Genomic DNA, 12098 nt, shown 5'->3' on the forward strand with positions numbered 1-12098 from the left:
TTTGCGGACACGACCTAGGTCCCGCGGCGGACTGACCGCCAAGGCTCATTACGCGACTGACGGTCGGGGCCTTTCCCTGGCCGTCAGTCGTCAGCCCAGGCAATTCCATGACTCCACCGTCTCCGACGCGGTGTCGGACGCCGTACGAGTGCCGCGCACCAGTGCTGGGCGGCCCCGCCGCGGGCCTGACGCGGTCATCGCGGACAAGGCGTGTTCGTCGCGGGCGAGCCGACGGGATCTGGGGCGCCGAGGCATCCGGGCGGTGCTCCCGGAACGGGCGGATCAGAAGGCCGACCCTTGCGGCGCGGATCGGCCTGCGGCAGACCACCGGCCTTCGACCGTGAGCTCCACAAGGCCCCCAATGTGGTCGAACGCCGTTCCAACAGGCTCAAGCAGTTCCGGGCGATCGCGACGCGCCTCGACGAACTGGCTCCCCGCGATCAGGCCGGACTTCACCTCGCCTCACCCATCCTGTGGCTCCGCGGAGGCACCGGATGATCAGTCGCCGACAAACCACAGATAGCTGCCTGGAGTCTGCGAGCAGGACTGCAGCAGCCTCTCGAGGTCGACGACGGCCGCCGTCTGAGCGCGGCCGGAACACTGCTCCAACAGGTCAGGCACCTCGCGCAGCGCGGCTTCCGCCTGCTGCTCGTTGAACAACGTGTCGCCGTACGGATCCACGCGCCCAAGGCTGCCCTGGTGGGTTTCGTCCATGCCGAGCAACACGTCGGCGAGCGCGTCGCCATGCTCGTATGACCCGTGGATCAGAGTCGTCCTGGACCGATCCCAGTCCAGGACAGGCCGGTCGGCATGCAGTTCTATTTCGACGCCCACGGTCGTTCCCTTCGTGAGGGCTGCACCAAGCCCTCCGAATCACTGGCGAACAGTGAAGCAGAAGCAGCGACGACCCGGAGATCATTCACCAGACAGGCCCTGGCCCTGGAGCGCGCCCGCCCGGCCCGACGGCCGCCCGGGCGCCGGGACCGGCGCGGCGGAGTTCCGCGGCCGTGGTGGGGGCTCGGGGGTCGACCCCGCCACGGCCGTCACGCGGAACAACGCGCCGTCCCGCGCCCGGTTACGCCCTCGGCGCACCCGGCGCTCCGTCTTCCGGCGGAGCTGGCGGGCACGGCAGTCGCACCGCCCGGCGCACCGCATCCGGTTCGTTCTTCGCGGCCGGCGGAATCCCGCCGCCGGCGGTGAGGCGCGAGGCGGGTGGGAGAACGCCCGCGTCGCCGCGCTCGTCCCCGCGAGCGAGCGCGATCGCGCCCCGAGATCACCCGGTACGGCGCCGACGAGGGCGAGCACGGCGCATCTTCACCGCCCTCGTGCGCAGGCGCGGCCCCTCACATCCAGCCCCGCCCCTTGAACAGCCGGTACAGCATGACCTCCAGGACGGCCATCACCACGATCACCGCGGGATAGGACCACGTCCAGCGCAGCTCCGGCATGTGCTCGAAGTTCATGCCGTAGACCCCCGCGATCATCGTGGGGACCGCGGCCATGGCCGCCCACGCGGAGATCTTCCGCATGTCGTCGTTCTGCCGCACGCTCATCTGCGCCAGGTGCGCGGACAGCACGTCGGACACCAGCCGGTCCAGGCCCTCCACGGACTCGTTCACGCGCGTGAGGTGGTCGTGGACGTCCCGGAAGAAGGGGCGTGCCTTCTCGTTCACGAACGGCACCGCCCCGCCGAACGTCCCGGTCTCCGCGAGCCGGGTGAGCGGCAGGGCCAGCGGCCCGCTGGCCCTGCGGAACTCCAGGATCTGCCGCTTGAAGGTGTAGATCCGCGACGCGGTGTGCCGCGAGCCGCCCTGGTCCGGGGAGAAGACCTCCGTCTCCAGCTCCTCCAGGTCGTTCTGCAGCTCGCCCGCCACCTCGAGATAGTGGTCGACGGTGGCGTCGGCGATGGCGTAGAGCACCGCCGTGGGACCCTTGCCCAGCAGCTCCGGCTCGTGCTCCAGCCGTCGCCGGACGGCGGCCAGGGGGGCGCCCTCGCCGTGCCGCACGGTCACCACGAACCCGTCGCCGAGGAAGACCATGAGTTCCCCGGAGGACACCGCGTCGCTCTCCGGCTCGTACACCACCGGCTTCAGCACCAGGAACAGCGAGTCGTCGTACACCTCCAGCTTGGGCCGCTGGTGGGCCTTCAGGGCGTCCTCCACGGCCAGCGGATGCAGCCGGAACTCCTCGCTGACATGGCTGAACTCCCGCTCGGTCGGCTCGTGCAGGCCGATCCACACGAACCCGCCCCCCGCCCGCGCATCGTCGAGGGCGTCGGAGAAATCCTCGGGGCCCTCCGTCCGACGTCCGTTCCGGTAGATGGCGCAATCCACGATCACTGAGCGCATTCTCCTTTCGCCGTCCGGCCACCGCACCCGGGTGTACGCCTACCCTGGGCGGCATGCCCACGCTGATCCTCGTCCGGCACGGACGTTCCACCGCCAACACCGAGGGACTGCTCGCCGGCTGGACGCCCGGCGTGCGGCTCGACGAGCGCGGGGCCGGGCAGGCCGCCGCCCTGCCCGCGCGCCTGGCCGCGCTGCCGCTCGCCGAGGTCGTCACCAGCCCCCTGGAGCGCTGCCAGGAGACGGTCCGGCCGCTGCTCGACGCCCGCCCCGGCCTGACCGCGCACACCGACGAACGCATCGGCGAGTGCCACTACGGCGACTGGTCCGGCCGCAAGCTCGCCGAGCTGAAGGACGAGCCGCTGATGGAGGTCGTGCAGGCGCACCCGTCGGCCGCCGCGTTCCCCGGCGGTGAGTCGATGCGCGCGATGGCCACCCGCGCCGCCGAGGCCGTACGCGAGTGGAACGCGCGCGTGGAGCGCGATCACGGGCCCGACGCGGTGTACTTGATGTGTTCGCACGGCGACATCATCAAGTCGCTCGTCGCGGACGCCCTCGGACTTCATCTCGACCTCTTCCAGCGGATCAGTGTGGAACCGTGTTCCATCACCGCGATCCGTTACACCCGCGCGCGCCCCTTTCTCCTCCGCCTCGGCGACACCGGCGACTTCGCGTCCCTGGTGCCGCGCGAGGAGCCGCCGGCCGAGGACGCGACCGTCGGGGGTGGTGCGGGCGCACCGTGATCGTCGCCCGCAGTAGGGTGAAGCGGTCAGTCGGTCCGCAGTCGATGCCGATCCACAAGTCCAGACGATTCCAGGAGACAGGACGTGTCCCGTCAGGTGTTCCTCTACGACCCACCGGACCGTTTCGTGGCCGGCACGGTCGGACTGCCCGGGCGCCGTACCTTCTTCCTCCAGGCCACCGCCGGCTCCCGGGTGACCAGCGTGGCGCTGGAGAAGACACAGGTCGCCGCGCTCGCCGAGCGCATGGACGAACTCCTCGACGAGGTCGTACGGCGCAGCGGCGGCAGTGCAGCCGTGCCGGCCGTCGCCCCCGCCGAGATCACCGACACCGCCCCGCTGGACACCCCCGTCGAGGAGGAGTTCCGGGTCGGCACGATGGCCCTCGCCTGGGACGGCGAGGAGCAGCGCATGATCGTCGAGGCGCAGGCCCTCGTGGAGCTGGACGCCGACTCCGACGAGGACCTGGCCGAGGCCGAGGAGCGGCTCCTCCAGGACGAGGAGAACGGGCCGCCGATGCTGCGGGTCCGGCTCACCGGAGCCCAGGCCAGGGCCTTCGCCAAGCGCGCCCTCGACGTCGTCAACGCCGGCCGGCCGCCCTGCCCGCTGTGCAGCCTGCCGCTCGACCCGGAAGGACACGTATGTCCGCGCCAGAACGGATACCGCCGCGGAGCATGACGCCGGCGGACCTGCTCTCCGAGGGTGAGCTGACGGTGCGCGGACGCATCCGGGAGGCCTCCAACGCGGCGCTGTACTGCACGGTGGCGCACGACGGACAGGAGGCGGCCTGCGTCTACAAGCCGGTCGCCGGGGAGCGTCCGCTGTGGGACTTCCCGGACGGCACGCTCGCCGCCCGCGAGGTGGCCGCGCATCTGGTCTCGGAGGCCACCGGATGGGGCCTGGTGCCGCCGACCGTGCTGCGGGACGGCCCGTATGGCGAGGGCATGGTCCAGCTGTGGATCGAGGCCGTCCCCGACGCCGAGCTGCTGGCCCTGGTCGAGGAGGACGAGCCGGGGCCGGGCTGGAAGGCGATCGGCCTCGCCGAGGTGGGGGAGGGGCGCACCGCGCTGCTGGTGCACGCCGACGACGCACGGCTGCGGCGGCTCGCCGTGCTCGACGCGGTGATCAACAACGCCGACCGCAAGGGCGGCCATCTGCTCCCCGCCGCCGGCGGACGGCTCTACGGCATCGACCACGGTGTCACCTTCAACGTCGAGAACAAGCTCCGCACCCTGCTGTGGGGCTGGGCGGGGGAGGCCCTCACCGAGGAGGCCGTCACGGTCCTCGGCGGGCTCCAGGAGCAGCTGACGGAGGGCGCGGCGCTCGCCGAACGCCTCGCGGGACTGATCACCCCGGCCGAGCTGGACGCCACGCGGGCGCGGGTCGACGCGCTGCTCACCGCCAAGGTCCACCCGGAACCCGGCGGCGAGTGGCCGGCCATCCCCTGGCCGCCCGTGTGACGGAGGTCTCCTCCGCACCAGGGCCGGGAGACCGCGTACGCACATCGGCCGGGCAGCCGCAAGAGCGCCTTCCCGGCCATATGGCCTGGTCCGGTTCGTATACGGAACTCCAGTCCGGTTAGGCTCATGACATGCATGCCTGGCCCGCTTCCGAGGTCCCCGCCCTGCCTGGTCAGGGCCGCGACCTGAGGATCCACGACACCGCGACCGGCGCTCTGGTCCCCCTCGATCCCGGTCCCGTCGCCCGTATCTACGTCTGCGGCATCACCCCGTACGACGCGACCCACATCGGTCACGCGGCGACCTACAACGCGTTCGACCTCGTCCAGCGCGTGTGGCTGGACACCAAGCGGCAGGTCCACTACGTCCAGAACGTCACCGACGTCGACGATCCGCTGCTGGAGCGGGCGCAGCGCGACGACATCGACTGGGTGGCGCTGGCCGAGAAGGAGACGGCCCTCTTCCGTGAGGACATGACCGCCCTGCGGATGCTGCCGCCGCGGCACTACATCGGCGCGGTCGAGGCCATACCCGGCATCGTTCCGCTCGTGGAGCGCCTGCGGGACACGGGCGCCGCCTACGAGCTGGAAGGCGACATCTACTTCTCCGTCGAGGCCGACCCGCACTTCGGCCAGGTCTCGAACCTGGACGCCGCCGCGATGCGGCTGCTGTCCGCCGAGCGCGGCGGCGACCCGGACCGGCCGGGCAAGAAGAACCCGCTCGACCCGATGCTGTGGATGGCCGCCCGGCCGGGCGAGCCCAGCTGGGACGGCGGCTCCCTCGGTCCCGGCCGCCCCGGCTGGCACATCGAGTGCGTCGCCATCGCGCTCGACCACCTGGGGATGGGCTTCGACGTCCAGGGCGGCGGCTCCGACCTCGCCTTCCCGCACCACGAGATGGGCGCCTCGCACGCCCAGGTGCTGACCGGCGAGTTCCCGATGGCCAAGGCGTACGTGCACGCCGGCATGGTCGCCCTGCACGGCGAGAAGATGTCGAAGTCCAAGGGCAACCTGGTCTTCGTCTCCCAGCTGCGCCGCGACGGCGTCGACCCGGCAGCGATCCGGCTCTCGCTCCTCGCCCACCACTACCGGGCCGACTGGGAGTGGACCGGCCAGGTGCTGCGGGACGCCGAGGCCCGGCTGGAGCGCTGGCGGTCCGCCGTCTCCCGCCCCGACGGGCCGGGCGCCGACGCGCTGGTCGAGGAGATCCGCGACGCCCTGGCGAACGACCTCGACGCCCCGGCCGCGCTGGCCGCCGTCGACCGCTGGGCCGAGCTTCAGCACGCGCAGGGCGGCGAGGACGCCGGCGCCCCCGGTGTCGTCACCCGCGCGGTGGACGCGCTGCTCGGCGTGGCCCTGTAGCGAGCCGAGCCCGGTCCGGGGCGTCTCCTCCGCCGCGAGGGGGCGCCCCGACGCGTCCGATCGCCCGTACTGCGGGCTCGCGTCACCGAGTCCGACGGGGCGGCGGTGGCCCGGGTGCGAGAGAGGGCGGTGCGGGCAGGTGCCGCACCGCCCTTCCCGAGAGGCCGTTCGGTCCTCCGACAGGCCGGTCCTCCGACGCGTCAGTCCTCCGACGCGTCAGTCCTCCGGCGATTCCCCGTCGTCCGTGCCCGGCTTCGGCGGCATCGGCGGGCGGGTGCGGTCCCCGGGGGTGTCCCGGCCGCCGTCCCGGCGCCGCAGATACCGCTCGAACTCGCGCGCGATCGCCTCGCCCGACGCCTCCGGCAGCTCGGCGGTGTCCCGCGCCTCCTCCAGCGTCTGCACGTACTCGGCGACCTCGCTGTCCTCCGCGGCCAGCTGGTCCACGCCGACCTGCCAGGCGCGCGCGTCCTCGGGCAGCTCGCCCAGCGGGATGCGCACGTCGATCAGGTCCTCCAGGCGGTTCAGCAGCGCCAGCGTCGCCTTCGGGTTGGGCGGCTGCGAGACGTAGTGCGGCACGGCGGCCCACAGCGAGACCGCCGGGACGCCCGCGTGGGTGCAGGCCTCCTGGAGGACGCCGACGATGCCCGTCGGGCCCTCGTACTTGGTCTCCTCCAGGTCCATCCGGCGCGCCAGGTCCGGGTCGGACGTGGTCCCGCTGATCGGGACCGGACGCGTGTGCGGCGTGTCCCCGAGCAGGGCGCCCAGGATGACCACCAGCTCCACCCCCAGCTCGTGGGCGAACCCCAGCAGCTCGTTGCAGAACGAGCGCCAGCGCATGGACGGTTCGATCCCGCGCACCAGCACCAGGTCGCGCGGCTTCTCGCCGCCGACCCGGACCACCGACAGCCGGGTCGTCGGCCACGTGATCTTGCGCACGCCGCCGTCCATGAACACCGTGGGGCGGTTCACCTGGAAGTCGTAGTAGTCCTCGGCGTCCAGCGCGGCGAAGACCTCGCCCTTCCATTCCCGTTCCAGGTGAGCGACCGCGGTGGAGGCGGCGTCGCCGGCATCGTTCCAGCCCTCGAACGCGGCCACCATGACTGGGTCGATCAGCTCGGGAACCCCCTCCAGCTCGATCACCCAGTGCCTCCTTCCGACGTGCCCTCGCTTGACGTCCCAACCTTACGGCGTGCGGCGCGGGCGCCCGCAGCCCCCTTGCACGGGGGAGTGAACGGATCACTGCCCCGATCGCCACCCCGGAACACCCGGCCCGTCGTCCGAGCTGTGAACCCGCCGTGTCCGCCGTCACCTCCTAGAGTGCCCCGTGAAGATCGTTCGATCCCGGCGGCCTCGGACCTTCGATGACTCAGGTCATGGCGGAAGGGCCGCCGCCTATACTCCGGAGCCATGGCGGACGCAGCGATCTCACCGGACCCGGGGCTGGTCGACGCGCTGCGCGCGCTCTCGAACCCCGTGCGGTTGCAGCTGCTCCAGTGGCTGCGGGAGCCCGAGCGTCACTTCCCCATGGAGGCCGCCGTCGCCGATCCGGCGGAGGTGGGGGTGTGCGTGAGCCATATCCAGGCCAAGGCCGGGCTGGCCCAGTCGACGGTGTCGGCGTATCTGGCCGAGTTGCAGCGGGCGGGCCTGGTGCGGGCGACCCGGATCGGCAAGTGGACCCACTACAAACGGGACGAGGTGCGGATCGCCGCGCTCGTCGAGGAACTGGGCCGCACCATCTAGTCGTGTCGTTCAGTGGCCGGGATCACCCGTTGCGCTTCACATCGAAGATCTGCGATATTTCGATGTGATCGACGAGTGAGCGAACACCGAGCGAGCGCATCACGAGGGGGACCCATGAGCGGGATCGACGGCCTGGACCTGGGCACGTACGGCATCTACACCTTCGACTTCGAGCACCAGCCCGCCGGACGGATCCGCGAGTCCGTACAGGAACTGGAGGAACGGGGCTGGCGAGCCCTCTGGTTCCCCGAGGTGGGGCGGCGCGAGGCGCTCACCCTCGCCGGTCATCTGCTCGCCGCCACCGAGCGCCTGCACGTCGTCAACGGCATCGCCCGGATCTGGGCGCGCGACGCCGCCGCGGCCCAGGCCGGAGCGGCCCTCCTCGCCGAGGCCCACCCCGGCCGGCACATCCTCGGCCTCGGCTACGGCGGCCGGCCGCGCCCCGGCGTCAAACCCCTCGCCGCCATGGCCGCCTACCTCGACGAGATGGACGCCCTGGCCGCGCCCGCCCCGAAGCACCCGGTGCGCCGGCTGCTCGCGGCCTACGGCCCCAGGATGCTCGGACTCGCCCGGGACCGCACGGCAGGCGCGCACACCTACCACGTCAGCGTGGCCCACACCGCCGAGGCCCGCGAGATCCTCGGCCCGGACTCCTTCCTCGGCGTCGAGCACGCCGTCCTGCTGGAGACCGACCCGGACACAGCCCGCGCGACGGCCCGCGAGCACGTGCGCCCGTACCTCGACACCCCCTACAACCTCGCCAAGTTCCGCAGGCTCGGCTACGCGGAGGACGAACTCACCGGCGGCGGCAGCGACCGCCTCGTCGACGACCTGGTCTTCTGGGGCGAGCCGGACGCCGTCGCCGCCAGACTGCGCGCCCACGTCGAGGCGGGCGCCGACCACGTGGCCGTCCAGGTCATCGGCACCGAACCGGGTGCCTCCTCCCTCCCCGCCTGGCGCCTGCTCGGCGACGCCCTGCTGTAGCCGCGCGGGCATGACGAAGGGGGCGGCTCCGCCGACGCGGAGCCGCCCCCTCGGGCGGGCCCGGCCCCCTGTGCGGAGAGGGCCGTTCCTCGGGTGCCGGCGGCGGTCAGGGAGGAGCCGGCACCGGGTCCACTTCTCGTCGAGGTCTACTTCTCGTCGAGCAGGTCCTGCACCTTCGCGCGGACCTCGTCCGTGGCCAGGCCGCGGATGGTCAGCGTGGTACGGCGGCGCAGCACGTCGTCCGCGGTCTCCGCCCACTCGTGGTCGCGGGCCCAGACGACCTGCGCCCAGATCTCCGGCGCGTCCGGGTGGACGCGCCGGGCCAGCTCGGGGTTGTCGTTGGCGAGGCGGGCGATGTCGAAGGCCAGCGAACCGTAGTGGGTGGCCAGGTGCCTGGCGGTGTCCGCCGCCATGCGCGGGCCGGGCGCCGGGCCGTCGACGAGCAGCCGGTGGGCGACCGCGCGCGGGTTGGCGACACCCGGCAGCGGCAGCTTCTTCGGCAGCGACGAGATCGGCTCGAAGTCCTCACCCAGCGGGTGGCCCGGCAGCGCCTCCAGCTTCTTCATCACCGTGCGGCCGATGTGCCGGAAGGTCGTCCACTTGCCGCCCGCGACGGACAGCATGCCGCCCCGGCCCTCGGTGACGACCGTCTCGCGCTTGGCCTTCGCCGTGTCGCCGGGGCCGCCCGGCAGCACCCGCAGACCGGCGAACGCGTACGTGATCAGATCGCGGTCCAGCTGCTGGTCGCGGATGGAGAACGCGGCCTCGTCGAGGATCTGGGCTATGTCCTTGTCGTTGACCGCGACATCCGCCGGGTCGCCCTCGAACTCCTCGTCGGTGGTGCCCAGCAGCAGCATGTCCTCCCAGGGGAGGGCGAAGGTGATGCGGTACTTGTCGATCGGGGTGGCGAGCGCGGCCTTCCACGGGGAGGTCCGCTTCAGGACCAGATGCGCGCCCTTCGACAGCCGGATCGACGGCGCGGCATCCGGGTCCTCCATCCGGCGCAGGTGGTCCACCCACGGGCCGGTCGCGTTCAGCACCAGACGGGCGTTCACACCGAACTCGTCGCCGGACAGACGGTCCTTCAGCTCGGCACCCGTCACCCGGCCCTTGGTGAAGCGCAGGCCGGTGACCTCGGCGTGGTTGAGGACGACCGCACCGGCCTCGACGGCCGCGCGGACCGTCATCAGCGCCATACGGGCGTCGTTCATCTGGTCGTCGCCGTACACGGCCACGGCCTTCAGGTTCTCGGTGCGCAGCTCCGGCACGTCCGCCGCGGCCTTGGCGGGGGAGAGCAGGTGGCCGACGCCGTCGCCGAACGCCGACAGCATCGAGTAGGCGAAGACACCGGCCCCGAGCTTCGCGGCGCCGTGCGGCCCGCCCTTGTACACGGGGAGGTAGAAGGTGAGCGGGTTCGCCAGGTGAGGGGCCACCTGGCGGGAGACCGCACGGCGCTCGAAGTGGTTCTCCGCCACCAGCTTCACCGCGCCGGTCTGCAGGTAGCGCAGACCGCCGTGGAGCAGCTTGGACGAGGCGGAGGAGGTCGCACCGGCGAAGTCACCGGCGTCGACCAGGGCCACCCTGAGCCCGGACTGCGCGGCGTGCCAGGCGGTGGAGATGCCCAGGATGCCGCCGCCGATCACAAGAAGGTCGTACGACGCCTTGGCGAGCCGTTCCCGGGTCTCGGCGCGGCTCGGGCCTACGCCGGAGGCCGGGCGCGTACCGAGGGCGGGCACGGACTGCAGGGTGGACTGACTGGTCATGTCGGGTTCTTACTCCTCATCAGAGCTCGGCTGAGAACTCGCTCCCGAAGCCGGGTTCGGGTCAGTTCTCGTCCTCGAGCCAGCCCATGGTCCGTTCGACGGCCTTGAGCCAGTTCTTGTACTCACGGTCGCGGATCTCCGCGTCCATGCGGGGGGTCCACTCGGCGGCCCGCCGCCAGTTGGCGCGCAGGTCGTCGGTGCTGGTCCAGAAGCCGACGGCGAGGCCGGCGGCGTAGGCGGCGCCGAGGCAGGTGGTCTCGGCGACCATCGGGCGCACCACGGGGGCGTCCACGAAGTCGGCGAGGGTCTGCATCAGCAGGTTGTTGGAGGTCATGCCGCCGTCGACCTTGAGGGCGGCCAGCTCCACGCCGGAGTCCTTCGTCATGGCGTCCGCGATCTCGCGGGTCTGCCAGGCGGTGGCCTCCAGAACGGCACGGGCCAGGTGCGCCTTGGTGACGTACCGGGTCAGGCCGGCGATCACACCGCGGGCGTCGGAGCGCCAGTACGGGGCGAACAGGCCGGAGAAGGCGGGTACGAAGTAGGCGCCGCCGTTGTCCTCGACCGACAGCGCGAGCGTCTCGATCTCGGCGGCGGTGGAGATGAGGCCCATCTGGTCGCGCATCCACTGCACCAGGGAGCCGGTGACGGCGATCGAGCCCTCCAGGGCGTAGACCGGCTTGTCGTCGCCGATCTGGTAGCCGACCGTGGTCAGCAGGCCGCTGTAGGAGTTGATGATCTTGTCACCGGTGTTCATCACCATGAAGGTGCCGGTGCCGTACGTCGACTTGGTCTCGCCCTCGGAGAAGCAGGTCTGGCCGAACAGGGCCGCCTGCTGGTCGCCGAGCGCGGAGGCGACCGGGATGCCGCCGAGCAGGTCGCCGAGGCGGCCGCCGGTGATCTCGCCGTACACCTCGGCGGAGGAGCGGATCTCCGGGAGCATCGCGGTCGGGACCCCGATGGACTCGGCGATCTTCTCGTCCCACTGCATGGTGTGCAGGTTCATGAGCATGGTGCGGGAGGCGTTGGTGACGTCCGTGACGTGCTTGCCGCCGTCCACACCGCCGGTCAGGTTCCAGATGACCCAGGAGTCCATGGTGCCGAAGAGGATGTCGCCGGCCTCGGCGCGCTCGCGCAGGCCGTCGACGTTGTCCAGCAGCCAGCGGGCCTTGGGGCCGGCGAAGTAGGAGGCCAGCGGCAGGCCGGTCTCGCGGCGGAAGCGGTCCTGGCCGACGTTGCGGCCCAGTTCCTTGCAGAGGGCGTCGGTGCGGGTGTCCTGCCAGACGATGGCGTTGTGGACCGGCTCACCGGTGTTCCTGTCCCACAGCACGGTGGTCTCGCGCTGGTTGGTGATGCCGATGGCCTTGATGTCGTCGCGGGTGATGCCGGCCTTCTCGATGGCTCCGGCGACGACTTCCTGGACGTTGGTCCAGATCTCGGTGGCGTTGTGCTCGACCCAGCCCGGCTTGGGGAAGATCTGCTCGTGCTCCTTCTGGTCGACGGAGACGATGCGGCCGTCCCGGTCGAAGACGATGCAGCGCGAGGAGGTCGTGCCCTGGTCGATGGCGGCGATGAACGGGCCGGCGGTGTGCGCGTCGGTCACGGTGTGCTCCTGGGGATTCACGGAAACGGTCTGCTGTGGTGCGCTGATGCTCTGGCGGATGTTCTAGACGAAAGCCAGCTTGTACAGGCCTGCCGCGATCGCGGC

11 protein-coding genes and 2 pseudogenes are annotated in these 12098 nt (G+C 71.7%); 8 read left to right on the forward strand and 5 right to left on the reverse strand.

Annotated elements, in window-relative coordinates:
• A pseudogene (locus CCN42_RS02335) lies at positions 1-498 on the forward strand (transposase family protein); the annotation flags it as partial.
• Here CCN42_RS02335 and CCN42_RS02340 read toward each other — a convergent pair.
• Positions 499-834: a hypothetical protein gene (locus CCN42_RS02340; RefSeq protein ID WP_086732827.1), complete on the reverse strand. Its 336-nt coding sequence runs from the start codon at positions 832-834 to the stop codon at positions 499-501.
• A 352-nt stretch (positions 835-1186) separates the two neighbouring features.
• Here CCN42_RS02340 and CCN42_RS44115 point away from each other — a divergent pair.
• Positions 1187-1361, forward strand: a pseudogene (locus CCN42_RS44115) (ferritin-like domain-containing protein); the annotation flags it as partial.
• Here CCN42_RS44115 and corA read toward each other — a convergent pair.
• Positions 1344-2339 carry a magnesium/cobalt transporter CorA gene (corA, locus tag CCN42_RS02350; RefSeq protein WP_169731389.1) on the reverse strand — a complete coding sequence of 332 codons (996 nt, stop codon included), beginning with the start codon at positions 2337-2339 and terminating at the stop codon, positions 1344-1346. The pseudogene CCN42_RS44115 and the gene corA overlap by 18 nt on opposite strands.
• Positions 2340-2401: 62 nt before the next feature.
• Between corA and CCN42_RS02355 the strand changes: the two genes are divergently transcribed.
• From CCN42_RS02355 to mshC, 4 genes are all read left to right on the forward strand, one after another.
• Positions 2402-3088 (forward strand): histidine phosphatase family protein, encoded by a 687-nt coding sequence (locus CCN42_RS02355; protein WP_086732829.1) that lies wholly within the window; start codon positions 2402-2404, stop codon positions 3086-3088.
• 84 nt (positions 3089-3172) lie between these two features.
• Positions 3173-3763, forward strand: a complete 591-nt coding sequence (locus CCN42_RS02360; RefSeq protein ID WP_086170408.1) for a DUF3090 domain-containing protein — start codon at positions 3173-3175, stop codon at positions 3761-3763.
• Positions 3727-4545, forward strand: a complete 819-nt coding sequence (locus CCN42_RS02365; protein ID WP_211294615.1) for an SCO1664 family protein — start codon at positions 3727-3729, stop codon at positions 4543-4545. Before CCN42_RS02360 ends, CCN42_RS02365 begins: the two co-directional genes overlap by 37 nt.
• Before the next feature lie 131 nt (positions 4546-4676).
• Complete coding sequence (gene mshC / locus CCN42_RS02370) at positions 4677-5906, forward strand: cysteine--1-D-myo-inosityl 2-amino-2-deoxy-alpha-D-glucopyranoside ligase (RefSeq protein ID WP_086732831.1); 1230 nt, start codon at positions 4677-4679, stop codon at positions 5904-5906.
• A 216-nt stretch (positions 5907-6122) separates the two neighbouring features.
• On the opposite strand, the gene CCN42_RS02375 is transcribed toward mshC, so the two are convergent.
• Positions 6123-7046 (reverse strand): PAC2 family protein, encoded by a 924-nt coding sequence (locus CCN42_RS02375; protein ID WP_086170405.1) that lies wholly within the window; start codon positions 7044-7046, stop codon positions 6123-6125.
• 267 nt (positions 7047-7313) lie between these two features.
• Between CCN42_RS02375 and CCN42_RS02380 the strand changes: the two genes are divergently transcribed.
• Positions 7314-7646 carry an ArsR/SmtB family transcription factor gene (locus CCN42_RS02380; RefSeq protein WP_086170404.1) on the forward strand — a complete coding sequence of 111 codons (333 nt, stop codon included), beginning with the start codon at positions 7314-7316 and terminating at the stop codon, positions 7644-7646.
• Between the two features lie 114 nt (positions 7647-7760).
• Positions 7761-8630: a TIGR03620 family F420-dependent LLM class oxidoreductase gene (locus CCN42_RS02385; protein WP_086732832.1), complete on the forward strand. Its 870-nt coding sequence runs from the start codon at positions 7761-7763 to the stop codon at positions 8628-8630.
• Positions 8631-8776: 146 nt separating this feature from the next.
• Here the strand turns inward: CCN42_RS02385 and CCN42_RS02390 are convergent, their stop codons facing one another.
• Complete coding sequence (locus CCN42_RS02390; protein ID WP_086732833.1) at positions 8777-10393, reverse strand: glycerol-3-phosphate dehydrogenase/oxidase; 1617 nt, start codon at positions 10391-10393, stop codon at positions 8777-8779.
• 61 nt (positions 10394-10454) lie between these two features.
• Complete coding sequence (gene glpK, locus CCN42_RS02395) at positions 10455-11993, reverse strand: glycerol kinase GlpK (RefSeq protein WP_086732834.1); 1539 nt, start codon at positions 11991-11993, stop codon at positions 10455-10457.
• Positions 11994-12098: the final 105 nt, after the last annotated feature.

Source organism: Streptomyces glaucescens (genome assembly GCF_002154375.1).
Classification (GTDB): domain Bacteria; phylum Actinomycetota; class Actinomycetes; order Streptomycetales; family Streptomycetaceae; genus Streptomyces; species Streptomyces glaucescens.